The sequence below is a fragment of the Sorangium sp. So ce406 genome (assembly GCF_051474675.1).
GTDB classification, from domain to species: domain Bacteria; phylum Myxococcota_A; class Polyangia; order Polyangiales; family Polyangiaceae; genus Sorangium; species Sorangium cellulosum_G.
The window spans coordinates 6,746,099-6,771,493 of record NZ_CP150340.1 but is presented as its reverse complement, the minus strand read 5'-3'; the positions used below and the strand labels follow the sequence as shown (position 1 = coordinate 6,771,493).

The 25,395-nt window shown below is 73.5% G+C and carries 25 protein-coding genes; 17 read left to right on the top strand and 8 right to left on the bottom strand.

Annotated elements, in window-relative coordinates; genetic code table 11:
* Positions 1-118: 118 nt before the first annotated feature.
* The 3 genes from WME96_RS25035 to WME96_RS25025 all read left to right on the top strand — a co-directional run bounded on the left by WME96_RS25035 (position 119) and on the right by WME96_RS25025 (position 3,555).
* Entirely contained in the window at positions 119-1,621 is a 1,503-nt protein-coding gene (locus WME96_RS25035) for a serine hydrolase domain-containing protein (RefSeq protein WP_437284105.1), read from the top strand.
* Positions 1,622-1,930: 309 nt separating this feature from the next.
* On the top strand, positions 1,931-2,506 hold the full coding sequence (locus tag WME96_RS25030) for a TetR/AcrR family transcriptional regulator (RefSeq protein WP_433926370.1): 576 nt from the start codon (positions 1,931-1,933) through the stop codon (positions 2,504-2,506).
* Positions 2,507-2,532: 26 nt separating this feature from the next.
* Positions 2,533-3,555, top strand: a complete 1,023-nt coding sequence (locus WME96_RS25025) for an MBL fold metallo-hydrolase (RefSeq protein ID WP_437284104.1) — start codon at positions 2,533-2,535, stop codon at positions 3,553-3,555.
* Positions 3,556-3,661: 106 nt separating this feature from the next.
* On the opposite strand, the gene WME96_RS25020 is transcribed toward WME96_RS25025, so the two are convergent.
* Positions 3,662-4,042 carry a hypothetical protein gene (locus WME96_RS25020; RefSeq protein WP_437284103.1) on the bottom strand — a complete coding sequence of 127 codons (381 nt, stop codon included), beginning with the start codon at positions 4,040-4,042 and terminating at the stop codon, positions 3,662-3,664.
* A 240-nt stretch (positions 4,043-4,282) separates the two neighbouring features.
* Between WME96_RS25020 and WME96_RS25015 the strand changes: the two genes are divergently transcribed.
* The 4 genes from WME96_RS25015 to WME96_RS25000 all read left to right on the top strand — a co-directional run bounded on the left by WME96_RS25015 (position 4,283) and on the right by WME96_RS25000 (position 6,749).
* Positions 4,283-4,765, top strand: coding sequence for a DUF1348 family protein (locus tag WME96_RS25015; protein WP_433926366.1), 483 nt, complete (start codon positions 4,283-4,285; stop codon positions 4,763-4,765).
* An 84-nt stretch (positions 4,766-4,849) separates the two neighbouring features.
* The gene (locus tag WME96_RS25010) at positions 4,850-5,503 is read left to right on the top strand and encodes a class I SAM-dependent methyltransferase (protein ID WP_437284102.1); all 654 of its coding nucleotides are present in this window, start codon (positions 4,850-4,852) and stop codon (positions 5,501-5,503) included.
* A gap of 50 nt (positions 5,504-5,553) precedes the next feature.
* A complete protein-coding gene (locus WME96_RS25005; protein WP_437284101.1) occupies positions 5,554-6,129 on the top strand; it encodes a glutathione S-transferase family protein in 576 nt (191 codons plus the stop codon).
* A 107-nt stretch (positions 6,130-6,236) separates the two neighbouring features.
* Complete coding sequence (locus tag WME96_RS25000; RefSeq protein WP_437284100.1) at positions 6,237-6,749, top strand: hypothetical protein; 513 nt, start codon at positions 6,237-6,239, stop codon at positions 6,747-6,749.
* Between the two features lie 18 nt (positions 6,750-6,767).
* Here WME96_RS25000 and WME96_RS24995 read toward each other — a convergent pair whose 3' ends face one another.
* Positions 6,768-7,973, bottom strand: a complete 1,206-nt coding sequence (locus tag WME96_RS24995; protein WP_437284099.1) for an acyl-CoA dehydrogenase family protein — start codon at positions 7,971-7,973, stop codon at positions 6,768-6,770.
* A 300-nt stretch (positions 7,974-8,273) separates the two neighbouring features.
* Between WME96_RS24995 and WME96_RS24990 the strand changes: the two genes are divergently transcribed.
* From WME96_RS24990 to WME96_RS24980, 3 genes are all read left to right on the top strand, one after another.
* Positions 8,274-8,858 (top strand): TetR/AcrR family transcriptional regulator, encoded by a 585-nt coding sequence (locus WME96_RS24990; RefSeq protein WP_437284098.1) that lies wholly within the window; start codon positions 8,274-8,276, stop codon positions 8,856-8,858.
* 67 nt (positions 8,859-8,925) lie between these two features.
* On the top strand, positions 8,926-9,783 hold the full coding sequence (locus WME96_RS24985) for a phosphatase PAP2 family protein (protein WP_437284097.1): 858 nt from the start codon (positions 8,926-8,928) through the stop codon (positions 9,781-9,783).
* Positions 9,784-10,059: 276 nt separating this feature from the next.
* The gene (locus WME96_RS24980) at positions 10,060-10,554 is read left to right on the top strand and encodes a hypothetical protein (RefSeq protein WP_437284096.1); all 495 of its coding nucleotides are present in this window, start codon (positions 10,060-10,062) and stop codon (positions 10,552-10,554) included.
* A 63-nt stretch (positions 10,555-10,617) separates the two neighbouring features.
* Here the strand turns inward: WME96_RS24980 and ribA are convergent, their stop codons facing one another.
* Entirely contained in the window at positions 10,618-11,376 is a 759-nt protein-coding gene (gene ribA, locus WME96_RS24975; RefSeq protein WP_433926357.1) for a GTP cyclohydrolase II, read from the bottom strand.
* Positions 11,377-11,531: 155 nt separating this feature from the next.
* Positions 11,532-12,983 (bottom strand): FAD-dependent oxidoreductase, encoded by a 1,452-nt coding sequence (locus tag WME96_RS24970; RefSeq protein ID WP_437284095.1) that lies wholly within the window; start codon positions 12,981-12,983, stop codon positions 11,532-11,534.
* Between the two features lie 502 nt (positions 12,984-13,485).
* Here WME96_RS24970 and WME96_RS24965 point away from each other — a divergent pair.
* Entirely contained in the window at positions 13,486-13,659 is a 174-nt protein-coding gene (locus WME96_RS24965) for a hypothetical protein (protein WP_437284094.1), read from the top strand.
* Between the two features lie 98 nt (positions 13,660-13,757).
* Here the strand turns inward: WME96_RS24965 and WME96_RS24960 are convergent, their stop codons facing one another.
* Together WME96_RS24960 and WME96_RS24955 are read right to left on the bottom strand one after the other, a co-directional pair.
* Positions 13,758-13,964: a hypothetical protein gene (locus WME96_RS24960; protein WP_437284093.1), complete on the bottom strand. Its 207-nt coding sequence runs from the start codon at positions 13,962-13,964 to the stop codon at positions 13,758-13,760.
* 424 nt (positions 13,965-14,388) lie between these two features.
* The gene (locus WME96_RS24955; protein ID WP_437284092.1) at positions 14,389-16,329 is read right to left on the bottom strand and encodes a type VI secretion system contractile sheath domain-containing protein; all 1,941 of its coding nucleotides are present in this window, start codon (positions 16,327-16,329) and stop codon (positions 14,389-14,391) included.
* 56 nt (positions 16,330-16,385) lie between these two features.
* Here WME96_RS24955 and WME96_RS24950 point away from each other — a divergent pair, with 56 nt between their 5' ends.
* From WME96_RS24950 to WME96_RS24930, 5 genes are all read left to right on the top strand, one after another.
* Positions 16,386-17,801: a homoserine dehydrogenase gene (locus WME96_RS24950; protein ID WP_437284091.1), complete on the top strand. Its 1,416-nt coding sequence runs from the start codon at positions 16,386-16,388 to the stop codon at positions 17,799-17,801.
* Positions 17,798-18,736: a glutamate racemase gene (murI, locus tag WME96_RS24945; RefSeq protein ID WP_437284090.1), complete on the top strand. Its 939-nt coding sequence runs from the start codon at positions 17,798-17,800 to the stop codon at positions 18,734-18,736. The genes WME96_RS24950 and murI overlap by 4 nt, the downstream gene beginning before the upstream one ends.
* Before the next feature lie 52 nt (positions 18,737-18,788).
* The gene (gene aroC / locus WME96_RS24940; RefSeq protein ID WP_437284089.1) at positions 18,789-19,973 is read left to right on the top strand and encodes a chorismate synthase; all 1,185 of its coding nucleotides are present in this window, start codon (positions 18,789-18,791) and stop codon (positions 19,971-19,973) included.
* Positions 19,974-19,978: 5 nt separating this feature from the next.
* Positions 19,979-21,589 carry a 3-dehydroquinate synthase gene (gene aroB, locus WME96_RS24935; protein ID WP_437284088.1) on the top strand — a complete coding sequence of 537 codons (1,611 nt, stop codon included), beginning with the start codon at positions 19,979-19,981 and terminating at the stop codon, positions 21,587-21,589.
* A 435-nt stretch (positions 21,590-22,024) separates the two neighbouring features.
* Positions 22,025-22,378 (top strand): response regulator transcription factor, encoded by a 354-nt coding sequence (locus WME96_RS24930; RefSeq protein ID WP_061607907.1) that lies wholly within the window; start codon positions 22,025-22,027, stop codon positions 22,376-22,378.
* A gap of 124 nt (positions 22,379-22,502) precedes the next feature.
* Here WME96_RS24930 and WME96_RS24925 read toward each other — a convergent pair whose 3' ends face one another.
* Together WME96_RS24925 and WME96_RS24920 are read right to left on the bottom strand one after the other, a co-directional pair.
* Positions 22,503-23,249 (bottom strand): TenA family transcriptional regulator, encoded by a 747-nt coding sequence (locus tag WME96_RS24925; RefSeq protein WP_437284087.1) that lies wholly within the window; start codon positions 23,247-23,249, stop codon positions 22,503-22,505.
* A gap of 267 nt (positions 23,250-23,516) precedes the next feature.
* A complete protein-coding gene (locus tag WME96_RS24920) occupies positions 23,517-24,122 on the bottom strand; it encodes a hypothetical protein (protein ID WP_061607905.1) in 606 nt (201 codons plus the stop codon).
* A gap of 494 nt (positions 24,123-24,616) precedes the next feature.
* Here WME96_RS24920 and WME96_RS24915 point away from each other — a divergent pair, with 494 nt between their 5' ends.
* Positions 24,617-25,393 (top strand): chlorite dismutase family protein, encoded by a 777-nt coding sequence (locus tag WME96_RS24915; RefSeq protein ID WP_434040959.1) that lies wholly within the window; start codon positions 24,617-24,619, stop codon positions 25,391-25,393.
* Positions 25,394-25,395 lie beyond the last annotated feature (2 nt).

Below are 25,395 nucleotides of genomic sequence, written 5' to 3'. Positions count from 1 at the left end.
CTGTTGTGTCTGCCATCGACAGGTAGGAATCGACGCGGCTCGATGCTGCGCCCTTGTGCTCGCGCGCCGGTTCAGTACTGTCGCGCCCACCCACCCGGATTCTTGCCCTGGAGATCGCATGCGAACCTCGAACCGAGTCTCTCGACATCATGGCTTCCTCCTCGCCCTGCTGGCGTCGAGCGCGCTCACGCTCGGCGCTGGCTGCAACGGCGATGAGACCGTGGACTCGTCGAGCGCGTCGCCGACGACCAGCTCCGGTGGCGCGGGCGGCGAAGGCGGCGCGAACGAGGGCGGGGGCGCGAACGAGGGCGGCGGCGGCGCGGGCGGCGCGAACGAGGGCGGCGGCGGCGCGGGCGGCGGGAACGAGGGCGGCGGTGGCGCGGGCGGCGCGAACGAGGGCGGGGGCGGCGCGAACGAGGGCGGAGGCGGCGGCGCGGGCGGCGCGAACGAGGGCGGCGGTGGCGCGGGCGGCGCGAACGAGGGCGGGGGCGGCGCGAACGAGGGCGGAGGCGGCGGCGCGGGCGGCGCGAGCGAGGGCGGGGGCGGCGCAGACAGCGCCGGTACCGGCGGCGGCACGGGAGGCGAGGGGGGCGGCAGCGTGGACGCCTGCGCCGAACTCGCGGGGGCCCTTCAGGTGCGCCTCGACGGGGCGCGGGAGGCCCTCGGCACCTCGGGCGCCGTCCTCGCGGTCAGCACGCCGGGCTGCGGCATCCAGGACTTCGCGAGCGGCGAGTCCGCGCCCGGCGACCCGATGCGCGCGGATCACGTGCTCCGCATCGGCAGCGTGACCAAGACCTACGTCGCGGCCGCGGTGCTCCAGCTCGCGCGCGACGGCGCGCTCGACCTGGATGATCCGCTCTCGACGTGGATCGCGACGTTCCCCGGCGCGGACGGCATCACCGTGCGACAGCTCCTGAACCACTCGAGCGGCATCTTCGACTACACGGAGGACGAGGAGCTCGCGCCGACCGTCATCGCCGATCCGGGCCATGTCTGGAGCCCCGGGGAGATCGTCGCCATCGCCGCCGAGCACGATCCCTATTTCGCGCCCGGCGAGGGGTGGCATTACTCGAACACGAACTACATCCTCCTCGGGATGATCATCGAGGCCGCGACAGGCGAGGGCGTCGCCGAGGTGATCCGCGATCGGCTGCTCGATCCAAACGCGCTCTCGAGCACCTCGTTCGACGGAGAGGAGCCGATCGCAGGTGAGCTCGCCCGCGGCTACACCGCCGAGGGGCTCGACATCACGTCGCTCATCCACCCCTCGTTGCCGTGGTCAGCCGGCGCCCTGGTGGCGAGCGCGGGGGACCTCGCCCGCTGGGCGGTCGCGCTCTACGACGGCGCGGCGCTCGATCCGGTATCGCGGGCAGAGATGCTCGCGGATCCCGTGCCCACCGGCGTCGCGGGCCAGGGCTACGGGCTCGGGACGCTCGTCATCGGGCGCGAGGTCCTGGGAGTCCCCGCGCTCGGGCACGACGGCGGCATTCCGGGCTTCGCCACGATCGTGCTGTATTACCCCGAGCAGCAGGCCGCCGTGGCCGCCATCGTGAACACCGATGCCGCGGATCCCTCGCTCATCGCGCTCTCGGCGAGCGGGCTCCTGCTCGAATCGGATTGAGCCCTGTCGAGCCATGAAGGCGCCCCCCACCGGCGCCGCGGGCCCGCCGGGGCGCCGCCGCGTCCGCGGCGCAGGCCGCGCCCGCTGCCTCGCGGCGCCGGCGCGCTGCCCTCGCAGCATGGCGCTGTGACGACCTCCGCTGCGCTTCGACGTTGCGCTGCGACCCCCTCCTGCGCACTGCGGCGCATTGTCGTGCGCCACGATGAGAATTTTGCGTTGTGACGAGACGATAGCGTGGCCCTTGCGGGCGCGTGCTCCGGCCCGTCGTGCCCTTGACAAGACAGACCTGTCTGTCTTATTCACGAGGTAGTGAGCGACATCCGGCGCCACATCCTCGAGGTCGCGGAGCGCCTCTTCTACGCCGAGGGGTATCGCGCCGTCGGCGTCGATCGCCTGATCGCCGAGGCGGACGTCGCGAAGGCCACCTTCTACCGTCACTTCCGGACCAAGGACGACCTGCTCGTGGCGGTGCTCGACGCGCGCGACGCGCGCTTTCGCGAGTGGCTGGCCGGGCGCGTCGAGGCCCTCGCGAGCGACCCGCGGGACCGGCCGCTCGCGGTCTTCGACGCGCTCGCCGAGCGGTTCGCCGACAACGACTTTCGCGGCTGCGCGTTTCTCAACACGATGGTCGAGGTGGCGAGCCGGAGCCACCCCGCGCACGAGGCCTCGCAGCGCCACAAGCAGCGGCTCATCGACTATCTGGCGGGGCTCTTGCGCGAGGCCGGCGCGCCGGACGCCGGGGCCCTGGCGCCGCAGCTCATGCTGCTGATCGACGGCGCGACGGTGACCGCCGTCCGCGAAGGGGGACCGGGCGCCGCCGCGCGCGCGCGTTCTCTCGCCGAGCTGCTCCTCACCCCAGCGCGGCCAGGGAGGCGACGACGATGAACGAGAGCACGAGTGTCCCAGGTGGCTTGAACGGACGAGTCGAGGCGCGCCCGCTGCGCACCACGGCGGAGATCGTCCGTGCCGAGCGCGCGGCGCGCCTTCCGCGGCGGTGGTCGGCGCGAGGGCGATCGATCGCCGCTCCGCTGGTCGCGCTCCTCCTGACCAGCTGCGCGCCGGCGACGCGCGTCGAGCCCAGCGCGCCGCCGGCGGCCGCGCCTTCGACCACGCCGGCCGAGGCGTCGGGCGGGCGCCTCCAGTGGCGCGGCGGTCCGACGGCGATCCTCGAGCGGGACGGCCTCCGGCTGCTCACCGATCCCGTCCTCGGACCGCGCGGCCCTGCGGCGTTCGTCCTCCCCCGGCACCCGTCGACCGGCGTCGAGAACGCGCCGGTGGCCCGCTACACCGATCCTCCCGCGGAGCCCATCGGGCGCCTCGACCTCATCCTCCTCAGCCACAACCACGCTGACCATTTCGATGCGGTCGCGAGACAGGTGCTCCCGAAGGACATCGTCTTCGTCCTCCCTCCCGACGCGGTCGAGGCGGCGCGCGCCGCGGGGTTCACCAGGCTGACCCCGCTCGACTGGGACGGCGAGACGGTGATACCGACCCGCTCTGGCCGCCTCCGGATCCTCGCGGTGCCGGCGAACCACACCCACGATGCGGCGCTCGACGCGACGCTCGGAAAGGGCAACGGCTATGTGCTTCGCTGGGAGGGCGCGGCACCCTATTCGGTCTACTGGACCGGCGATTCGGTCTTCACCGATCGCATGCGCGCGGTGGCGGCCCGCTTCGCGCCCATCGACCTCTGGCTGCCGCACCTCGGCGCCGTCGGCGTCGACGGCGCGCGCGGCCTCCGCACCATGGACGCCGAGGAAGCGGTCGCCGCCGCGGCGCTCCTCCGCGCCCGCCACGTGATCCCGATCCACCACACCACGTTCGGCCATTACCGCGAGCCGGTCACCGCCTTCGTCCAGCGCGCCGCCGCGCAGCGCCTGCCCGCGCGCATCCACGTCCCGACGGACGGCGCGTGGGTTCCCCTGCCGCGCTGAGCCAGGCTGCTTGCCTGTCGTGCGCGGCGGCTCCGGCCGCTCGAGGTCTGTGGGCCCACGACAGGAGTAGCCCCACACCGAGGCTCTCGGCGAGTCGACGCCGCCGTCACGAGGAGCGCGCGCTCGGGCCCGCGCCGCGCGCCTGCTCCCGGGAGGTCGCGTCTGTCTCAAGGCGATCGAGGTGCTGCTCCCCTTCGCGGAGATCTGCGCGCATGGCCGCCACGTTCCTGGGGAGCTGGTCCAGCGGGGCCGGGACCTGGTCGACGGGGCCGAGCCGGCGCAGCCGCTCCTCGGTCTCGTCGAGGAAGGCGCTGGCGCGCCGGTGCGCCGCGCGCGCGGCGCCGAGGAACTGGAAGCGCCAGGGCGACGAGGCGGCGCGCTCGGCGCTGCTGAGCCACGTCTTCATCGCCGCGAGCTGGCTGGCGCCCCCGCGGATCGCCGCGAAGATCGCGTCCAGGTAGCCGGCGCCCTCCGGGTCGTCGCTCACGGCGCCGGCCCCCGCGCGCGGGAGCCGCTGCGTGGGCCCGTCGCGGGCGCGGCGCGGTTCAGACCAGCCATGGGGAGCGCGCGATTCTAACGAGCTCTCCCCGGTGGCGCGAGGGCCAAGGCTCGCCGCCGCGCCCCGCCGTCTGCGCCGCGCGGCCCCGGGAGCTCCCGCCCCGGGAGCTGCGCTCGAAAAGGGGTTGCCTGGGATGGGCGATTCGAGGAAGGTTCGCGCAGGTGCACCGTGAGCCAGGAACCCGCCGAGTCGCGCCCTCCGCTTCCGCCCTTCACCGCAGAGACCGCCGCCCGGAAAGCGCGGCTGGCGGAGGACGCCTGGAACAGCCGTGATCCCGCGCGCGTCGCCCAGGCGTACACCGTCGACAGCCGCTGGCGGAACCGGGCCGAGTTCTTTCAGGGCCGGGAGGCGATCGAGGCGTTCCTGCACCGCAAGTGGCAGCGGGAGCTGGACTACCGCCTGATCAAGGAGGTGTGGGCGTTCACCGGCGATCGCATCGCGGTGCGCTTCGCCTACGAGTGGCGCGACGACAGCGGGAACTGGTACCGTTCCCACGGCAACGAGCAGTGGGAGTTCGACGCTCATGGATTGATGCGGCGGCGCGAGGCGAGCATCAATGACGTGCGGATCGCGGCGTCGGACCGGAAGTTCCACTGGCCGCTCGGGCGGCGGCCGGACGATCATCCCGGGCTGAGCGAGCTCGGGTTGTAGAGGCGGTCCCCGCGCCGGGCGCGATCCCGCGCCGACCACGGGGCCTTCAGGTTGGCGACCGACAACACCCTTCCGGTTCGACCCATGTCCACCCCTTCGAGCAAGCCTGAGATCGCCACGGCCTACGATCGCTGGGCCGAGACGTACGACGAAGACGACAACCGGACCCGCGAGCTGGCGGCCGCGGTCCTCCGGCAGCGCGACCTGGATCTGACCGGCCGCGACGTGATCGAGATCGGGTGCGGCACCGGGCGCAACACGCCGTGGCTCGCCGAGCGCGCCGCCAGCGTGCTCGCGCTCGATTTCTCCGAGGGGATGTTGCGGCATGCGCGGGCCCGCGTGCAGTCTCCCCGCGTCCGGTTCGTGCAGCACGACATCCGCGCTGCCTGGCCGGCCGCGGACGGCTCGGCCGACGTCGTGATTGCCCTGCTCGTGCTGGAGCACATCGAGCACCTCGAGGCGCTCTTCGCCGAGGCTGCCCGGGCCTCGCGCGCGGGCGGCGAGCTCTTCCTGTGCGAGCTGCACCCGATGCGGCAGATGCGCGGCGGCCAGGCCAACTTCGTCAACCGGGCCACCGGCGAGCCCGAGCGGGTGCCCGCGTTCCTGCACGACGTCTCCGAGTACGTGAATGCGGGGCTTTCGTGCGGATACGAGCTCGTTCACCTGGGCGAGTGGCGCGACGCCGGGGCCCTCCGGAACGACCCTCCGCGGCTCCTGTCCGTGCATCTCCGGCGGTGATCTGGCATGCTCGCGGCCGTTCCGTCGGAAACCTCACACGGGAGATTGCGATGAAGCTCTACTTCAACCAGCAGAGTCGCGCTGTGATCACCAAGTGGATGCTGGACGAGTGCGGCGCCACGTACGAGCTCGTGCCCATCAGCTTCGAGAAGCGGGAGCACAAGTCGCCCGAGTTCTTGAAGATCAACCCAGCTGGCAAGCTGCCCGCGCTGGTGGACGGCGATGTCCGGCTCTTCGAGAACGCGGCGATCTGTCTGTACCTGGCGGAGAAGTTCCCCGAGGCCAGGCTGGCGCCTCCGGTCGGCGCGCCGGAGCGGGGGCGCTATCTGTCGCTGATGGTCTATTCGACGTCGCAGCTCGAGCCGGCGATGGGCGACCGCCTGCTGAAGGTCGAGACGCCACCGCAGCGGGGGTGGACGGATTTCGACACGGCCATGAACGTCGTCGAGGGCGAGCTCGGGGAGGGGCCTTATCTGTTCGGCGACTGGTTCACCGCGGCCGACGTGATGGTCGGCTCGATGTTCATCTGGATGCGCCTGTGGGCCGGCCCGACGGGCCGGCCCAGGCTGGATGCCTATGTGGACCGCCTGATGGCGCGCCCGCACGGGGTGAAGATGCAAAAGTGAGCCGCTCGCCTGATGGCGTGCCCGCCGGACGGCGGCGAGCCTTGACGCGCGCCGTCGCCGCTCGGAGCCTCGCGACGATGTGACCGAGCTCGCGTAGGATGGTTGCGATGAAGCCTTCGTCGCGCCATCGCCGCCGCGTGCTCGCGTCCTCGTTCCTCGTCACGGTGGCCGGCGGCCCGGCCGCCTGTGGCTCGACCCAGCCGCCGCCCGATCCGCCGGACGCGACGTCCAACCCGCCGCCCCCGGAGGTCCCGCCGACCGGCGCGCCCGGCGTGGGAGATGCGGCCGCCTCCGAGGCGCTCCCGGACGGCGGCGCGACGGCGGCGCAGGACGCGGCGGCGTCGGGGCCGCCGCAGGACGGCGGAGCGACGGCGCAGGGCGCAGCCACCATCGAGGCGCACCAGGTGGCCGGCGTGACGGCAGCGCAGGACGGGCCGCTGCCGCAGCCCGTGCCCGGGGGGAGGGTGGTCCGGGACGCGGACGGCACCTGCAGGGAGTTCTTGCCCAGCCCGTGCCCGCGGGCTCTTCCGTCGCAGGACGGAGGCCCTCCCGTGGTCATCATGTGCAACCCCCCGCCGCCCCGGCAGGTCGCGTGCCCGCCGGGCGGCGGCCAGCGCTGACCGCGCGGCCGCCCCGGGTCAGCGCGCGCCGCCCGCCGCCGGCCGCGGGGCGAGCATCGGGTGCAGCTCGGCGATCCCGAGCCGCGCGCGCCCCGCGAACTCGTACGCGTCGTCGGTCGCGGCGATGTGCTGCGTCGCCGCGTGGATGTCCCGGAAGCACCGCTGCAGCGGGCTCTCCGCGAACAGGGCGCCCCCGCCGCCGGCGCGGTACGCGAAGCCCGCGACCTCCGCGGCCACGTCGGTCACGTACGTCTGGACGAGCCGGATCGCGCTCCAGTCCTCGATCGAGAGCGCCTCCCCGGCGCGCGCCCGGTCCCACATCCGCCCGAGCGCGTCGAACGCGTAGGCGCGCGCCGCGGCGAGCTTCGCCTCCGCGCGCCCGAGATCCATGTGGAAGGCCGCGTGGCTGCCCAGCGCGAGCTGCGGCCAGACCTTGATGCGCCGCGGAGCGACCGCCGCGATCTCGTCGAGCGCGCGCCGCCCGACGCCGAGCGCGAAGCCGACGTGCGCCGCCGCGACCAGGGCGATGAAGGGCAGCGAATACAGCGCGCCGCCGCGCCGCTGCGGGGCCGCCGGGAACGGGCACGTCAGCGCCTCGGGCACGAACGCGCCCTCGATCCGGTAGTGCTCGCTCCCGGTGCCGCGCAGCCCGGCGACGTCCCACGTGTCCTCGACCACCACGCGCTCGCGCGGGACGGCGAGGCTGATCATCTCGGGCGGCCCCGCCGGCGGAGCCCCGCCCTCCGGCGCCACGACGGCGCAGGTGAACACCCAGGCCGCGTGCCGCACGCCGCTGCCGAACGCCCAGCGCCCCTCGACCGCGTAGCCGCCCGCGACCCGCCGCGCGAGGCCGGTCGGCACCTGGAGCCCCGCGAACGTGGGGAACGGCCCCGCGAACACCTCCCGCGCCCCCGCGTCGGGCAGCGTGCCCCCGGCGGCCGCGGCGAGCAGCGCGCTGATCATCAGCGACCACCCCGCCGAGGCGTCCGCGCGCGCCATCGCCTCGAAGACCTCGACCTGCGTCAGCGGATCGCACTCGGCGCCGCCCAGCGCGCGCGGCGCGGCCAGCGCGAAGAGGCCGCTCGATCGCAGCGCGTCGACGACCGCCGGCGCGAGCGTGCGCAGCCGCTCGGACGCCTCGGCGTGGGCAGCAGCGACGCCGCGCACGCGCTCCACGGCGGCGAGGAGGCGTTCACGATCGGGAGATCGACGGGGCTCGGACATACGGGGCTCCTTTCCTGATCCAGGGTGGGTCGGCGCGCCGGCCCCCTCCGGGCCGCCCGCGCGCCCGATGATGACAGCGGCAACATGCCGAAGTTTCCACCGTCTACATTTTCTTCGACGCCGCCCTCCCGCCCTGCGGCGCGGGGCCTTCGTGGTATCGTGCGCGCCTGCGCTGTGGCTTCCTCCCCGAGACGCCGCCGTGCGCGCGCGCGCACCCCGCCTGCCCCCGCGTCGCGCCCGCCCGCGTCGCCGCCCACATCGACCGACCGGCCCTACCACCACGGCGACCTCCGGCGCGCCGTGCTGGAGGAGGCGCTCGCCCTCATCGAGGAGCAGGGCAACGCGGGCTTCACGCTGCGCGAGGTGGCGCGGCGCATCGGCGTCTCCCACGCCGCGCCCTACCGCCACTTCCCGGACAAGCGCGCGCTGATGACGGAGCTCGCCGTCCAGGCGAGCACGGCGCTCGCCGCGCAGATCTCGGCCGCGCTCGAGGCGGCCGGGAGCGCCGGGGGCGACCTCCGGGCGCGCTTCCTGGCCGCCGGCTTCGCCTACGTCCGCTTCGCGCTGGAGCACCCGGCGCCGTTCCACGTGATGTACTCGAGCGAGGTCGACCCCGGCGACCCGCGGGTCGCTGCGGCCACGTCGAGGAGCCTGGGGCTGCTCCTCGGGTTCATCGAGGAGGCGCAGCGCGCCGGGGCGTTCCCGCCCGGCGATCCGATGGCGCTCGCGGTCCCGATCTGGGCGATGCACCACGGGGTCGCGACCCTCGCGGCGTCGGGCGCGCTGTCCAAGGCCGGCCCCGCGGAGCTCCGGCGCGTGAGCGACGACGCCCATGCGCGCCTGCTCGACGGTCTGCTCGCCGCGCCGGGGCCGCCGCGCGCCTGATCCTCGCCCGATCGCCGCCGCGCGGCGGTTCCCGTGCTCCGGCGCCCGGGCTACGCTCGCCCGCCTCGTGCGCGCCGCCCTCGTTGCGACAACGGTCTCCGCCCTCCTCCTCGCCCTCTCACCCGCCGCCGCCGCCGGGCCTTCCCCCGAGCTCACGTACGTGCCGGAGGTCGATCTGCCCGTCACCGTGGTCGGCGGGGCCGCGTGGATCGCCTCGGAGCTCGCCAAGAAGGGCCTCGCGCCCGACGCGTGCCGCTGGTGCGCGGTCGGCCCGCTCGACACCTCGGTCCGCGACGCGCTGCTCTGGAGCGGCAACCCCGGCGCCGCCCACCAGGTCAGCAACGTGACGGTCCTCGCCGTCGCGCCCGCCTCCGCGCTGGGCCTCACCGCGCTCGCCGCGTGGCAGGACGGCCGGACCGAGAACATCGCCGCCGACCTCGTGATCGTCACCGAGGCGACGGTGCTGGCGATGAACCTGAACCAGCTCACCAAGTACATCGTCGGCCGCCAGCGGCCCTATGCCCGTTTCGAGAACGCCGACGTGCTGTATTGCGAGGGCGCGGGCTGCTCGCGCCCGCTCGAGCACGACGACGATCTCTCCTTTTTTTCGGGCCACTCCACCGCGGCCTTCTCCCTCGCCGCGGCGAGCGGCACCGTGGCGTCGATGCGCGGCTATCGCGCGGCGCCGTGGGTCTGGGCCCAGGGAATGGCGATCGCCGCGCTTTCCGGATACCTGCGCATTGCCTCCGACCGCCATTACTTCTCCGACGTGCTCACGGGCGCCGCCATCGGCTCCGCGGCCGGCGTGCTGATTCCGTATCTGTTTCACGGCCCCCGCGCGCGTGTTGCGGGCCCGGACACGCGGAGTTTCCGCCTCTCGCTCGCGCCGGCTGGCGTGGGTGTAGGCGTCGCCGGCGCGTTCTGAGTGGGGCAGTCGCGGCGATAGACAAGGGGCCGCAATGCGCCGCTCGGCGTATGTAAATAGTATTGACAAAGCGGATTCCAGTTTTAGACTACGCCTGTCAGCCAGAGATGCTGGCGCCCGGGCGACCGTTGCTGGTGCCCGAGTTGACGATGTCGAACACGCCGAGCCGCCTGAGCGGCGACGGCAGCGAGCTGCGATCCGCGAAAGGGCGTGCGCGCTGAGCGAGCCCGTTTCAGCGAGGTTCCGGCGGCTCGACCATGTAAGGAGTCCGGCGACATGAACGTCGTTGTTGATCATTCGTCACACAATCGATGGATCGCGGGCGGCCTCGCCGCCGCGTTCCTCGTCCACCTCGCGGGCTGCAGCGATCAAGCGCTCGGGGCGCCGCTTCCGGGCGCCGAGCCGCAGCGCCAGGCCTCGACCGCCGCGCGCGGAGAGCGGTCCCCGGCGAGCGCCGCCCCGGCCGCGCCCCCTCCTGCGCAGGCCGCGGCGCTCGCGCGCGACGAGCTGCTCCGGGAAGCCCGGCGGCTCGCGGAGATCCGGGCGGCGCTCGCGCGATCGCCGGAGGCGTCGCTCTCGCTGCTCGACGAGCACCGGGCCGAGTTCCCGGAGGGCCGGCTCGCGCCGGAGCGGGAGATCATCGCGATCGACGCGCTGGTGCGCCGCGGGCGCGCCGACCAGGCGCGCGCCCGCGCCGAGGCGTTCCTCGCGCATTTCCCGGCGAGCCCCCACGCCGAGCGGGTACGCCGCCTGACCGGCGCCGCGCCGTGAGGCGAGCGCGGCGCCGCGGCCTGAGGCGAGCGCAACGCCGCCGCGCGGCGCCGCGCGCTCGCCTCAGCTCGCGGGCGTCCGATCGGACTCGGGGGGCGCCATCCCGTCGACCACGACCGGATCGCTCTGCTCGACGAGGTGCGGCTTGCCCCACGTGTCGATGAAATGGCCCGATCGCTTCGCCTTGGTCTCCAGGTAAAAGCGGTTGTGCTCGTTCGGCGGAATCACGTGCGGAATGCGCCCTGCCACGGACACCCCATATTGCGTGAGCTGCTGGACCTTGTTCGGATTGTTGGTGATGAGCTTCACCGACTTCACGTTGAGGCTATGCAGCATGTGCGCCGCGACGGCGTAATCGCGCTCGTCGTCCCGGAAGCCGAGCGCGAGGTTCGCCTCGACCGTGTCGAGCCCCTGATCTTGCAGCGCGTACGCCCGGATCTTGTTGATGAGCCCGATCCCGCGGCCCTCCTGGCGCAGATAGAGCAGGATGCCGCGCTCCATGCTCTTGATCTTCTTCAGCCCTTCGAGGAGCTGATCGCGGCAGTCGCAGCGCAGCGAGCCCATGACATCGCCGGTCAGGCACTCGGAGTGCAGCCTCGTCGGCACGTTGGAGGCGCCGACGACATCGCCGTGCACCATCGCGATGTGCTCCTTGGCGTCGCGGTTGTTCCAGAACGCGACGATGCGGAAGTGGCCGGCGCGCGTCGGCAGCTCGGCGACGCCGACCACTCGCACACACACGTTCTCGTGGCCATACCCCTCGCAGTCGTGCTCTTGATCGCGAGCGACGAGCTCCAGCAGCGGATTCATCGGGTCGGTCATCGTCCTGTCTCCGCGAGGAGCCGCCTCGCGCGCCCTTCTTACCAGAACACGACCGGCAGGCAACAACGTGTCAGTCGTCGCCTCGATGAACAACGTGGCAATCGCGGCCGTGAGCGGCGCGGCCCTGCGCCGATCGCCGCCCCGCCCGGGGCCGCTCAGGTGTCGGCGGGCTGGCGCGCGTAGGCCGGGCCGGCCGCGTTCATCCGGGGGAGCGACGCCGAGAGCCCGGCGCGCAGCGCGCGCAGGAGCAGGCGCGGGCTCACGAGCGCCTCGCGCCCATCGAGCATGTGCAGCGCGCGCACGAAGCGCACGTAGACCTCGCGGTCGACCTGCGCGGCGCGGTGCAGCACGCCGGTGTACCAGCGCAGCACCGGCTGGAGGAGGGGCCGCTTCCCCTCGGTCTCGGGGTAGGCGAGGTCTTCCCCCGTCGACATCTGCCACGGCAGGTCGACCGCCCTCGCCGCGGCCGCGTGGTAGCGGCGGGTGAGCCCCGCGATCGCGCCCTGGCCCGCGCGGCGGCGCTGCTCGGCGAGCGCGGCGTCGAGGGCGAGCGCCTGGAGGCAGGCCGACGTCATCCCCTGCCCGTAGACCGGGTTGAAGCTCGCGAGCGCGTCGCCCAGCACCGCGAGCCCCTCGGGCATGCGCGCCATGCGCTCGTAGTGCCGCCGGAGGTGCGCCGGGAACTTGTAGACGGCGATCTCCGTCTCGGGCTCGGCCCCGAGCAGCGCCCGGTACAGCGCGTCGTGCGGCAGGCCCCGCGCGAACTCGAGGAAGCCCTCGGGGTCGACGGGCGGGTGCTCGCCGAACAGGCCCGCGAGCACGACCATCCAGCGCCCGCCCTCGACGGGCACGATACAGCCGAGCCGCCGGCTGTCGGACGGCGAGCCGAGGATGTACAGCGAGGTCCACGGCACCTGCGCCGGATCGCGCGGCCGGTACTGCCGGCTCGCGTACCCGACGCGCACCTTGATCGTCGACTCGAGGGGGCGCGGGTACCCGAGCGCCTCGAGCCACGCCGGCGCGCGGGAGCCGCGCCCGCTGGCGTCCACCACGAGCTCCGCCGGCAGCGCCTCGACCTGGCCCGGCGCGTCGCGCCGCCGGACCACGACGCCCGTGAGCCGGGAGCGGTCGGGCGACGCCGAGAGCTCGACCACCTCGCGCCCGTCCAGACGCCGCACCCCGGGCAGCGCGAAGGTCCGGCGGCGCACGTGCGCCTCGAGCAGCGGCCGGGTCATGCACAGGGTCTGCACCCCCGTCGCGCAGCGCGGCTTCCACGCGCCGAGGTGGTGCCAGGCGAGGCCGAGCCCGAAGTCGTACGCGACCGCCCCGTCCTGGATCAGGTCCTCGGTGAAGCCGGGGAAGAGATCGTTCAGGATGCGCTCTCCCCGGGCGAGCAGGCCGTGGACCTGGCGCGCCTGCGGCACGCCCCTGCGGGGCTCGCGGAGATCGTCCGGGATACCGTCGCGCTCGATGACGGCCACCTCGTCGAAGTGATCGGCGAGCACCCGGGCCGCGACGAGGCCGGCGATGCTCCCGCCGATCACCACGGCCCTGCGGCCGCCGAACCGGTGATCGGGGCGGAGGTTCTGCTGGGTGGAGCGGTTCATGGAGCCGCGGAGACTGCAAACCACGGGCCGATCCTGATGGAGGCAAGGCGGACGCATCAGGCGCCGTCCCGATGCGACGGTATTCCCGCGCCGCGCCGGGCGCGCGAGCCGCGTGACGCCGCTCACCCGCGCGATTGCGTAGCTACGCAATCGGCTGCTCTCCGTCGCCATGAAACAGGCCATCAGGCGCGCGCTTTCGTCGTCACCGAAGAGCGGCCCTGGCCGAGGCCGGCGCGGAGCGGGCGTGTCGGGAATTTGACGCCTGACGCCTGACGGCCGGCGGCGCGGTGCATGGGAGATCGCGGAGTGCGCCGCCTTCATCCGAGCTCCTGCGAGGTGGATTGAACGATCTCGGACCGTCCGGGAACCCATGACAGGAAATCAGGTCTGCTCGGGCAGCGTGGAGCGCGGGGACGCGCTTCGCGCATGTCTGTGCGCGACTCGTGCGCGCTCTTGCGCTTCCTGCGCCGAGCCCGACCAGAAAGGCTGGAGGTCCCACGTCATGCGTAGCTTCGTCCTCACCGCTCTGCTCTGCGCCCCGCTCTTCGCCGGGTGCTCCTCCGAAGAGTCCGGCGCTCCGGGGTCCGACAGCGCCTCTCTCGAGCCCCCTGCGGCCGGGGACGGCCTCCAGTACCGCATGGTCTCCACCGTGGCGCCAGGGCAGGAGATCGAGTGATGCAAGCTCTTCGTCGCGCCCCCCGAGGGGCTCACCATCCGCGGCGACGAGGTCCGGTTCTCGCCCGGGAGCCACCATGTCGTGCTCTACAAGACGGCCTACAAGGAGATCCCGGCGGAGACGCGCGACGGCGTCCGCGTGGACGCGGCCGAGGTCCACGACTGCAACCGCGGCGCGACCGCCGCGTGGGAGATCACCGGCGTGGTCGCCGGCTCGCAGTCCTTCGGCGGCGACTCGTTCCTCGGCGACCTGCCGGACGGGGTGGCCCTCAAGGTCGAGCCGGGCACCGTGCTCGTGATGAACACCCATTACCTGAACGCCACACCGGAGCCGATCGTCGCGGACGCGCGCGTGAACCTCTCGAGGCGCTGCGCTGCCAGCTCACCGCGGGCCGCGGCGCCTGCGAGGGAGCGTGCGGCGCGGACGGCGACAGCTGCGCCGCGTGCCTGGACGAGGCGTGCGCGGCGGACGTCACGGCCTGCGAGGCCGCCGCCTGCGGCGGCGAGTAGCGCCCGCGAAGCGCCGCCTCAGCGGCGCGGCCCGGAAGACGGGCGCGGCGGCCGCGGCTACTTCTTGCGGCAGCCGCACGAGGCCGCCGGCGCTTGCGGGGCCGGCCGCTGGCACGTGGTCACCAGGGTGCTCAGGACACAGAGGAGGATCGCGACGCGGAGCCGCATGGCGGCCATTCTTCCCTCGCGCGACGGGCGGCGTCAATCGTACCGAGCGGGCTCAGCCGAGCGGCACCTCGAGCGACACCTCGTCGAGCCCGACGCCGAGGAAGCGGCGCGGGCGCACCGCGACGGCGACCAGGGCCCCGCCCTCGGCGCGGGCCGCCTTCACCGAGAGCTCGATGGTGGCGGGCGGCGCGTTCTCGAACAGCGTCCACAGCGCCCCCTCGACGACGGGCTGGACCTCCGCCGGGTCGCTGTCCGGGGGCAGCTTCGCGCAGAGGGCGCGCAGGAACTGGACGACGCGCGCCACGAAGAGCTGATCGACCAGCGAGACCCGGTCGAGGCGCGCGTCCGGCTCGGCGGTGGCGCTGTCGTACGTGAGCTTCTCCGGCGGGACGTAGGCCGTCGGCGCGGTGAGGACGTACACCGCGTCGCTGTTCGGGGCCGACGCGAGCAGGAGCACGCCGCTCTTCGCGAGATCGCGCTGGGTGTCCGTCGACACGAACGCCTCGGTCGGGATCGCGACGCCCTCGTCCCCCTCGTACGCGCCCTTCACCTCTTGCACCGGCAGGTCCCCGATCACGCCGCCGCCCTTCGCGCCCGCGATGCGGCACGGCCACGCCGTCTCGCGGAAGCTCGCCGCGATCAGCGCGCCGACCAGGTACGCCGGCGGGATCCAGACCCGGCCGCCCTCGTCGCCCGGCTGCTCGACGATCGCCGCCTCCCGGACGCGCGAGGTCGACCTGTCGTAGGGCATCCGGCCGAGCGCGCGGTTCATGGCGATCGCGACCCAGCGCATGCAGTGCCGCGCCGCGGCGGAGCGCCACGGCGCCCGGTGCGGCGCCTGGAACAGCGCGGCCTTGTTGTCGAGGCGCTCGACGCCGCCGAGGTCGTCGACCCCGAGCAGCCCCGCGGCGCCGTTCACCACGGCGGGCAGCGCGTGCGCCTCGGCGACGCGCGCGATCTCCTCGAGCCGCGCGAGCGAGGCGGCGGTGCCGTCGATCGCGACGTCCACGATCGCGACCGACGCCGGCGGCTCGGTGCTCGCCGTCTGCGCGAGCACCCGCGCGAGCGCGCCGGCCGCCTCGTCCGGCCGCGCGCTGACGACCTCGATCCGGACGCCCTCGGCCGCCTTCACGCGGTCGACGAGCAGGCTCAGCCCCCGCCACGCCTCCTCGAGGCGCCGCACCTCCGGGTGCTGCAGGATCGCGCCGAGCTGCGCGCCGATCGCGCGCTCGAGCTGCGCGATCGCCTCGGCCGGGCGGGCGGGCTGCCCCGCGCGCGGGCGCGCGCTCGCCGCCACGGTCGCGATGAGCTCCGAGAACCGCCCCCCGTCCGAGGGCTTCGGGCCGGCGTTGTCCGGCGTCGCCGGCGCCGCGGCGGCCTCCCCGCCGCCGCCCCCGCCGAGATCGACCATCGAGAGCAGCGCGTCGATGTCGCCGCCCGCCGCGGGCGCGGGCGCGGGCGCGGCGGGCCGCTCTGCCGCGGGCGCCGCCGGCCGCGCGGCCGAGGCGCCTCCGCGCTCCGGGAGCAGCCCGAGGATGTCGCGCCCGAGCGGGGCGCCGCCCCAGAGCCGATCGAGCTCGGCGCGCGCCTGATCGAGCGTGGTCGAGCCGTCGCGCAGCCGCTCGAGGACGCGCCGGGCGTCGAGCAGCGACCGCAGGAGCGGCACCTCGGCGCAGAGGGCGTCGGGCCGGAAGCTCTTCAGGCCGGTGGGTGACAGGTCGACGCGCGCCGTCCGGCCCTCCGCGAGCACGCTCGGCACCTCGATCGCGATCCGCGGCCGGAGCATCGCGAAGAGGTTATCGAACCGGCCCGCGTCGACCCGGATCGCGCCCGCGGGCGGGCTCGCCCCGGCGTTGTGCGGATCGCGGGGGACGAGATCGGCGACGACGAGCACGCGCAGCGGGAGCAGCGGCCCTCGCGCCGCGACGCCCCCGTCCTCGCCCACGTGGAACCTGAACTCCTCGCCCAGAACGCCCTTGATCGTTTCCGCCATGGCCCGCGCAGCATAGGCGTCACCTCTCGGCGCGAGAAGCGCTAAGCTCCGCGCGCATGAAGACGGAAGGCGGTTCGCCCTTGAACTTCAACCCTGAACCCCACGCCGCCAGCGATCGCAGGCGCCTGCGCGGCGGCGCCCCGATCCAGATCGGGCTCCTCGGCTGCGGGACGGTCGGCGGCGGCGTCCTCCGCCTGCTCGCCGAGAACTCCGGCTACCTCGCGGAGCGCGCCGGCGTGCCCCTCGTGGTCAAGCGCGTGGCCGTGCGCGATCTCGAGAAGGAGCGCGTCTCGGCCCTGGATCGCGGCCTGCTCACCACGAACGCGGAGGAGGTGGTCGACGACCCCACGATCGACCTGGTCGTCGAGGTGATGGGCGGCGAGACGCCCGCCCGCGCGCTGATCGAGCGCGCCATCGACCGCGGCAAGGGCGTGGTCACCGCGAACAAGCTGCTGCTCGCCGCCCACGGCCCCGCGCTCCTCGCGCGGGCCGCGGCGCGCCAGGTCGACCTCGCGTTCGAGGGGGCGGTCGGCGGCGGCATCCCGATCATCCGCACGCTCCGGGACGCCTTCGCGAGCGACTGGGTCGAGCGCGTCACCGCGATCGTGAACGGCACCTGCAACTACATCCTCACGCGCATGCGCGACACGGGCGCGTCGTTCGAGGCCGCGCTGCGCGAGGCGCAGGATCTAGGCTACGCCGAGAAGCCCGATCCGTCGCTCGACGTCGACGGCCATGACGCCGCGCACAAGCTGATCGTGCTCGCGATGCTCGCCTTCGGGGCGCAGGTCGACAGCAACGACGTCCACACCTCCGGCATCCGCACCATCGAGGAGGCCGACCACCGCTACGCCGACCGCTTCGGCTACACGATCAAGCACCTCGCGATCGGCCGCGATCTCGGCGACTCCATCGAGCTGCGCGTCCACCCCACGCTGATCCCGAAGCAGAGCGTGCTCGCCAACGTCTCCGGCGTGCTCAACGCCGTGCTCCTCGAGGGGCGCGCCGTCGGGCCGTCGCTGGTCTACGGCCGCGGCGCCGGCGACCTGCCGACCGCGGTCAGCGTCGTCTCCGACGTCCTCGACGTCGCGCGCTCGATCGCCTCGGGCGTCGCGGGCATGCAGGGCCGCGGCATGTCGATCAAGCCCCGCCGGGTCCGCCCGCTCAGCGACATCGTCTCGCGGTACTACCTGCGCTTCGCGGTCGAGGACCGCCCGGGCGTCATGGGGCGGCTCGCCGGCGCGCTCGGCGACGCGGGCGTGAGCATCGAGCAGATCGTGCAGCAGGGGCCGAGCAAGGCGAGCCCGGGCTCGGCGCCCGCGGGCGCCGCGGCGGCCCGCGAGCCCGGCGTGGACGTGGTGCTCATCACGCACGACGCGCGCGAGGGGCTCGTGCGGAGCGCGCTCGACGCGATCGCGCGCGAGCAGTTCCTGCGCGAGCCGCCGCACCTGTTCCGCATCGAGGAGCCGTGACGTCGCACGGGGACGCGCCGCTCGGGGTGTTCGACTCGGGCCTCGGCGGCCTCACGGTCGTGCGCGCGCTGCGCAGGCGCTGCCCGGCCGAGGACATCGTCTACCTGGGCGACACCGCGCGCGTCCCGTACGGCACCCGGTCTCCGGAGACGGTGGTCCGCTACGCGCTCGGCTGCGCGCGCGTGCTGATCGAGCGCGGGGTCAAGGCGATCGTCGTCGCGTGCAACACGGTGAGCGCCGTCGCGCTCGACATGCTCCGCGTCGAGCTCGACCTGCCCGTACTCGGGGTCATCCTGCCGGGCGCGCGCGCCGCGGTGGCCGCGTCGCGCGGCGCGACGATCGGCGTGCTCGGGACGGCGGGGACGATCGCGTCCGGCGCCTACCCCCGCGCCGTGGCGTCGCTCAGCACCCGCACCGAGGTCGCCGGCCAGGCGGCCCCGCTGCTCGTCTCGCTGGCGGAGGAGGGGTGGGTCGAGGGCGAGGTCCCGCGCCTCGTCGCGCGGCGCTACCTGGAGCCGCTCATCGGCGCGGGCGCCCGCTCGATCGTGCTCGGTTGCACGCATTTCCCGCTGCTCCGCGCCGCGATCGAGGCCGAGACGGCGGCGCTCGCCGGCGGCCCCCTCCCGATCGTGGACAGCGCGTCCGCGACCGCGGAGGAGGTGGCGTCGTTCCTCGCCGAGCGGGGGCTCGCGACGTCCCGGAGCGCGCCGGGCAGCCTCGCGCTGCTCGTCACCGATCTGCCGAAGAGCTTCGCCTCGGTGGCGGCCCGGTTCCTCGGGGAGCCGGTCGTCGGAGGGGACGGCGCCAGCCGATCCCCGACCCATGTCGCGGACGGCGCAGGGAACGGCGCAGGGCGGCCCCCGATCCGCCCCGAGACGGACGGCGCCGGCCGATCCGGGGCCCAGGGCGTCGACGTCGAGCAGATCGACCTGTAATAGGCAGCAAGCTTGGCCCGGAGCCCCGGGCGCAGAGGAGGTTTTCCAGACGATGACGCAGCTCAGGTGGCTTTCGGCCGGCGAGTCGCACGGGCCGGAGCTCGTGGCGACCGTCGAGGGTATTCCGGCGGGCATGCCGCTCCTCGCGGAGGACATCGACGAGGATCTGGCGCGGCGCCAGCGCGGCTACGGGCGCGGCGGGCGGATGAAGATCGAGACCGATCGCGTCCGCCTCGTCGCCGGCGTGCGCGGCGGCGAGACGCTCGGCGGCCCCATCGCCATGGTGATCGAGAACCGCGATCACGCGAGCTGGGCCGGGCGCATGGGCCCGGAGCCGTTCCCCGAGCCGCCCGAGGCGCTCACCCGCCCGCGCCCCGGCCACGCGGATCTCGCCGGCGGCCTGAAGTACGCCCGGCGGGACCTGCGCGACGTGCTCGAGCGGGCGAGCGCGCGCGAGACCGCGGCGCGCGTCGCGGTGGGCGGCGTCTGCCGCAAGCTCCTCCGGTCGGTCGGCGTCGAGGTCTTCGCCCACGTCCTCTCGATCGGCCCGGTGCAGTCGCAGATCTCCGCGGCCTCGGGCCTCGGCGACCTCCCGCTCACCGAGCTCCGCGAGCGCGCCCGCGCCTCCGACCTCGCGTGCGTCGACGCCGCCGCGGCGCAGGCGATGCGCGACGCCATCCGCGAGGCCGCGCACCGGGGCGACACGCTCGGCGGCGTCTTCGAGGTGATCGCCACCGGCCTGCCGCCCGGGCTCGGCAGCCACGTGCAGTGGGACCGCAAGCTCGACGGCCGGCTCGCGCAGGCGCTGATGAGCATCCAGGCGATCAAGGGCGTCGAGATCGGCATCGGCTTCGAGGCCGCGCGCATCTCGGGCTCCGCGGTGCACGACCCGATCGGGTACGACCCGGCGTCGAGCGCCTTCACCCGCCCGTCGAACCGCGCCGGCGGCCTCGAGGGCGGCATCACCAACGGCATGCCGCTCATCTGCCGCGCCGCCATGAAGCCGATAGCGACGCTGAAGCGCGCGCTCCCCTCGGTCGACGTGCGCACCAAGGAGCAGTTCGACGCCGCCTTCGAGCGGAGCGACGTCTGCGCCGTCGCGGCCGCCTCCGTCGTCGGCGAGGCGATGGTGGCGATCTCGCTCGCCGCTGCCCTGCTCGAGAAGTTCGGCGGCGACAGCCTCACCGAGCTCTCGCGCAACGTCGACACGTACCTCCAGCAGGTCCGCTCTTACTGAACGCCATGCAACTCCTCCCCGACGCACCTCCGCTCCTGCTCACCGGCTTCATGGGGGCCGGAAAGACGACCGTGGGCCGCATCGCCGCCGCGCGCGCCGGCCTCCCGTTCATCGACCTCGACGACGCCATCACGTCGGAGGCCGGCGAGAGCGTCCCGTCGCTCTTCGCCTCGCGCGGCGAGGCCGGCTTCCGCGCGCTGGAGGCGGCGACCCTGCGCCGGCTCCTCGCGACGCGCGGCCCGCGCGTCATCGCCCTCGGCGGCGGCGCCCTGGTCGACCCCGCGCTCCGCGCCGAGGCGCTCGAGCGCGGCTGCGTCGTCGCGCTCAGCGCGAGCCCGCGCACGATCGCCGCGCGCACGCCGAGCGGCGCGCGCCCGCTCCTCGACGGCGCGCCGGACCGGGAGGCGCGCATCCGCGAGCTCCTGGCCGCGCGCGCGCCCGTGTACGCCGAGGCCCACGCGCGCGTCGTGACCGACGGCGTCGCGCCCGAGGAGGTCGCCGCGCGGGTCCTGCGCGCCTACGCGGATCGCCCCCTCTTCGTGCCGATCGGCGACAAGAGCTACGCTGTGCGCATCGCCTCCGACGCGGCGGCGTCCGCGGCCGACGCCGTCGTCGCGCTCGCGCCGTCGTCGGTCTTCGTGGTCACCGACGAGAACGTGAGCCGCCTCTGGGGCGCGCCGCTGCTCGACGCGCTCGCGGCGCGGGGCAAGCCGGCCGCCGCGGTCACGGTGCTCCGGCCCGGCGAGGAGCACAAGCGGCTCTCGGCCGTCGAGGCGGCGCTCTCCGCGATGATCGAGGCGGGCGCCGATCGCGACGCGGTGGTGCTGGCGCACGGCGGGGGCGTGGTGACCGACATCGGCGGCTTCGCCGCCTCGACGCTCCTGCGCGGCGTCCGCTGGGTCGGGGCGCCGACCACGCTCCTCTCGATGGTCGACGCGTCGGTCGGCGGCAAGACCGGGGTCGACCTCGGCCCCGCGAAGAACGCCGTCGGCACCTTCCACCAGCCGTCCGCGGTCATCGCGAGCCCGGCGGCGATCGCGACCGAGACCGACCGCGCCTACCGGAGCGGGCTCGCCGAGGTGGTGAAGACGGCCTGCATCGGCGACCCGGATCTGCACGTGCTGCTCGAGCGCGAGGCCGATCGCGTCCTCGCGCGCGATCCCGGCCTGCTCGCCGAGATCATCCGGCGCTCGATCGCCGTGAAGGCGGCCATCGTGGCCCGCGACGAGCGCGAGTCGGGCGACCGCGCCCTGCTCAACTTCGGCCACACGCTCGGGCACGCCCTCGAGGCGGAGGGCGGGTTCGTCCGGCTGGCGCACGGCGAGGCGGTGTCGCTCGGCATGGTGGCGATGCTCCGGGTCGGGTGCTCGCTCGGCGTGACCGACCGCGCGTCGGCCGACCGGGTGATCCGCCTGCTCGCCCGGCTCGAGCTGCCCACCCGGATCGAGGACGAGCCGGTCTCCGCGGCGCTGCGCTTCCTGTCGCTCGACAAGAAGCGGCGCGGCTCGACGGTCCGCACGGTGCTGATGCGCGACATCGGCAGCACGTTCGTCGAGCCCATGCAGCTCGACCGCCTCGCGTCGCTGCTCGAGCGCGCCGCGTCCGGCGCCGCCTGAGCCGTCCGGCTCGGTCCATCTCCGAAGAGGTGATTGCGCTCACGCCCGGGCGCTCTCGGCCCGGTGCGGCCGGCGCCTGGGTGAGCGCGCTCCGAGCGGGCAGAGCCGGTCTTTGCCCCGTTTTCCCGCGAGCGGCTCGGGAGATGGCGAATGCCGCCGGCGCGGCGGGCTCACAAGGCATCGCGCGGTGTGCCTGAGACAGCCCTGCTCCGCGCGGGGGCGCCGCGTTTCACGCGACGCGCGCCGTCGTTGTTGTCGGCTCGCCAGCTCGCCGGCTCGCCGTCCTCCGGTGGAAGCGGTCGATTGCGGTGAGGGTGAAGAAAATCAGCGCGGTTCCAACATCCTCGAAAAAGTGCCCCGCGCGCGGCCCGCGTCGTTCGCTTCGCGCTATCCTTCCGGGCGCAGATGGTGACCCTGACAAAAAAGAGAGTTCTGGTGGTCGAGGACGAGGAGGACACGGCGGCGATGATTGCCCGGTTCCTCAGCGACGAGTTCGACACCGTGGTCGCCACGAACGGGGTCGAGGGTCTGGCGCTGGCGCAGCAGGAGCCGCATCCGGATCTCGTTATCGTGGACATCATGATGCCGAAGCTCGACGGGGTGAGCATGACGAAGCGACTCCGCGAGAACGACCAGATGCGCCGGGTGCCCGTCATCTTCCTGACCGCCAAGTCGGATCCGATGGACGTCATCGCCGGCATCCAGGCCGGCGCACGTCACTACATCACGAAGCCTTTCGTCCTCGACGACCTCAAGAAGAAGGTCCGTAAAGCCGTCTACGGCCGCTAGCGTCCTGCGCTGAAGGATGGGTGAAACGTCGAGGACATCAGAAGACGGAAGAGGGGCAATCAGAGCGCCTGGCGCGCTTGGTGTCTTCGATGTTTCGTCGTGGGGGGCGCGGCGCGAGGGGGCTTTAGCTGCGGCTGCGGGGCGCGTTGCTGCAGGCCTTGAAGGCGCGCTCGAAGAGCTCGAGGGAACGCCCGATGCTCGAATGCACCCGGCGGATCTCCTCGGCGGAGGTGGTCGCGAGCTTCACGATCTCCAGCGCCTCGCGCGGGTGGGCGTCATCGTAGTTCGCGTGGGCAGCGAGCCACGTCAGCGCCTTGCTCCCCTCGCCGTAGTGCTTCGTGAAGGCCGGTAGCACCACGCGCGACCACTCGCCGGTGACGCCCTCGATCGCATAGTTGACCGCGCCGACCGCCTCGGCCAGAGAGCCGCGGTACGATACCGACCAGAGCCAGTCGAAGAGCGAGGCGACCTCCGTGGTCGGACGATGGCTCGTGATCTCCGAGGCGCTGATGCCGTGCCCCGCCGCCCAGTCGAGGTACCAGCGCACATGCAGCGCCTCGACCCGGATGTTGCCGATGAGCCAGTCGCGCACCAGGAAGTCGCGCGGCGTCTGGCCGTACGTCGTCTTCGCCAGGCTGAGCCCCATGTACTTCGGGAACGCCTCGACGACGCAGAAGAACTCCCGGATCATCAGGCCCCAGGTCTCCTGATCGATCGGCTCCGTCATCGTCCGCGCGATCGGCGGCGTGTAGACCGCGGCCTTCCACTGGTCGGCCAGGGATTCGAGCATGTCCTCGACCCAGACCGGATGCGGCGTCGCCTTGAGGCTGTCCTTGACTTCCTTGTGCCGCTGCGAGCGAGGTGACAGCATGAATTTACCTGGTGGGTTGCTGGGTCAATCTCCCTCGTGCCTGCCCGCCGGTCTCCGCTCCACCAAACCCCTCAGGCTGACCGGCCTGCGGTCGTCAGGAGACAATGCGCGGCGCGGGCACGATGCTGACCCCCAGACGCTGAGGATGAAAGGGCCAGCACGATGACCTCACCATGAGAGGCTTCGCGTACATGTGTCCCGCCTGCATCCAGTTTGGATCGGGGCGAAGGAACAAGTCAACAAGCAAATGGCTGGTCGTTCAGCCGCTCACCATACGACCTCGGAGAGGCACTCGGTCGCGCCGCGGAACCGGCACCGCTGGTGGGTCACCTTGGGGGTCGACGCGCCGCACAGGAGCAGCGCCTGCTCCACCCACCCGCATACGCCATCGCCGCAGTTCATCGCGGACGGCCCCTCGTCGTCCCCGGTCGGGCCGGTGATGGTCAGCACCCACTCCCGTGGCTTCACCATCCGCGGGAAGACCTTCCCGGAATCGAAGTAGCGCGACCAGAACATTCCAGTGCGGGCCACGATCGTGTCGGGCATCGCGATCGAGAGCGCGAACTTCATCACCGTATTGAGGTCGCGATCCGCGACGTAACGGGCAAATCGCTTGATCTCCGCGGCCTGGTCGCTCGCAGAGCGCACGTGCGTTCGCAACGCCCGGTTCCAGACGCCGATCGGATACCAGCTGCTCGGCAGCAGCGGCTGATACAGTACGTCCCGGTCTGACTTGGGGAGCGAGGTCACCAGCCGCTCCCAGGCCCCGGCGTCGCGGTTCGTCGTGACGAACGACCGGAGGTTGACCAGCAACGTTCCTTTGCATCGACCGGCGGGGATCGAGGATTTGCTCTTCGTTTCGTGCGTCTTCATCGCGGCGAACCTACGGCGGGAACGCCCTGACGACGCCGGCCCAGGTCGTGGGCGCAGCGGGGGCGGTCTCGGGCGGGAAGCCCTGCTCGAGAGCACATCGTCGGGGTGACTCCAGGAGTCGTGGTTGTACCTTGCAGGGGAGCGTGAGTTTGCCTGGATGGCAAGAGATGATTACGCGAGAGCAGGCGCGCGACATGGAATGAAGCGGCGCTGGAAGAGCCTTCGCCGGTTGTCCAGCTCTCGTTTCGACCCGATGGCGAGATCGCACGAAGGCAACATCGACCCCGACGCGGGGTGGTTGTGTAACCGCCATTACCCATCTCCGTGGTTGGGCGGATGACGCGGAGCGCGACGCGCTGCGGGCGGCGCGCGGTCAGGCGGGCGGAGCGCGGGCCAGGGGGCGCCCGGCGCGGTAGGCCGGCGAACGGCGGCGGCCCGCGGCGGTGCGGCGCCTCGCTGTTGCCCTCCTGCGCGAACCTCGGTACCCCTACGCCATGAGCGAATCCACCACGGGCCGGCCGGCCGCCGGCCACGCGGAGCCCGAGCTGCCGCACATCGATGTGGCCGAGCGGGGGGCGCCGCGCGACGGGCGACCGCAGGTCATCGACCGCAGGCTGTTCATGCAGCTCCTCGTCTTCCGCTGTCCGAGCGCCGGCGATCCGGCGGAGCTGACCCGCGCGGTGGGCCAGGCCCTGGAGGCCCAGCGCGTCGGCGCGGTCGTCTACGAGGACGTCAGTGATCCGCGCGGGATCGCGGTGCTCACCTGGGCGGAAGACCCGGCCCTCTTCGTCGAGAAGGTCCGGCCCGCGCTCAACCGGGGCGACCTCCGGGGGCTGGAGCTCCGCCCCGACTTCACCATGCTGGGGCGCACCTACTCGACAGGCTACGAGCAGGACCTCGAGTACTGGATGCTCCGGCGCCCGGCCGAGACCGTGCTCAACCCCGCCTGGTCGTGGGCGGTGTGGTACCCGCTCCGCCGCAGCGGCGCCTTCTCCAAGCTCGAGCCGCGCGAGCAGGGGAGCATCCTGCGCGAGCACGGCACCATCGGCCGGGCGTACGGCGCGCAGGACCTCGCGCACGACATCCGCCTCGCGTCCCACGGGCTCGACGCCCGCGACAACGAGTTCGTGATCGGGCTGGTCGGCAAGGAGCTCCACCCGCTCTCGCACATCGTCCAGTCGATGCGGAAGACCCGCCAGACATCGGAGTTCATCAGCCAGATGGGCCCGTTCTTCGTCGGCCGCGCCGCCTTCCGCAGCGCCGGCGGCTGAAG

Bases quoted from the DNA above. Each gene is read 5' to 3' on its own strand.
- WME96_RS24915 (WP_434040959.1), top strand. From the start codon at position 24,617: ATGAGCGAATCCACCACGGGCCGGCCGGCCGCCGGCCACGCGGAGCCC.
- WME96_RS25005 (WP_437284101.1), top strand. From the start codon at position 5,554: ATGAAGCTCTACTTCAACCAGCAGAGTCGCGCTGTGATCACCAAGTGG.
- WME96_RS24970 (WP_437284095.1), bottom strand. From the start codon at position 12,983: ATGAACCGCTCCACCCAGCAGAACCTCCGCCCCGATCACCGGTTCGGC.
- aroB (WP_437284088.1), top strand. From the start codon at position 19,979: ATGCAACTCCTCCCCGACGCACCTCCGCTCCTGCTCACCGGCTTCATG.
- WME96_RS25010 (WP_437284102.1), top strand. From the start codon at position 4,850: ATGTCCACCCCTTCGAGCAAGCCTGAGATCGCCACGGCCTACGATCGC.
- WME96_RS24950 (WP_437284091.1), top strand. From the start codon at position 16,386: ATGAAGACGGAAGGCGGTTCGCCCTTGAACTTCAACCCTGAACCCCAC.
- ribA (WP_433926357.1), bottom strand. From the start codon at position 11,376: ATGACCGACCCGATGAATCCGCTGCTGGAGCTCGTCGCTCGCGATCAA.
- WME96_RS25035 (WP_437284105.1), top strand. From the start codon at position 119: ATGCGAACCTCGAACCGAGTCTCTCGACATCATGGCTTCCTCCTCGCC.
- WME96_RS24955 (WP_437284092.1), bottom strand. From the start codon at position 16,329: ATGGCGGAAACGATCAAGGGCGTTCTGGGCGAGGAGTTCAGGTTCCAC.
- WME96_RS24925 (WP_437284087.1), bottom strand. From the start codon at position 23,249: ATGCTGTCACCTCGCTCGCAGCGGCACAAGGAAGTCAAGGACAGCCTC.
- WME96_RS25000 (WP_437284100.1), top strand. From the start codon at position 6,237: ATGAAGCCTTCGTCGCGCCATCGCCGCCGCGTGCTCGCGTCCTCGTTC.
- WME96_RS24995 (WP_437284099.1), bottom strand. From the start codon at position 7,973: ATGTCCGAGCCCCGTCGATCTCCCGATCGTGAACGCCTCCTCGCCGCC.
- WME96_RS24980 (WP_437284096.1), top strand. From the start codon at position 10,060: ATGAACGTCGTTGTTGATCATTCGTCACACAATCGATGGATCGCGGGC.
- WME96_RS24965 (WP_437284094.1), top strand. From the start codon at position 13,486: ATGCGTAGCTTCGTCCTCACCGCTCTGCTCTGCGCCCCGCTCTTCGCC.
- aroC (WP_437284089.1), top strand. From the start codon at position 18,789: ATGACGCAGCTCAGGTGGCTTTCGGCCGGCGAGTCGCACGGGCCGGAG.
- WME96_RS24920 (WP_061607905.1), bottom strand. From the start codon at position 24,122: ATGAAGACGCACGAAACGAAGAGCAAATCCTCGATCCCCGCCGGTCGA.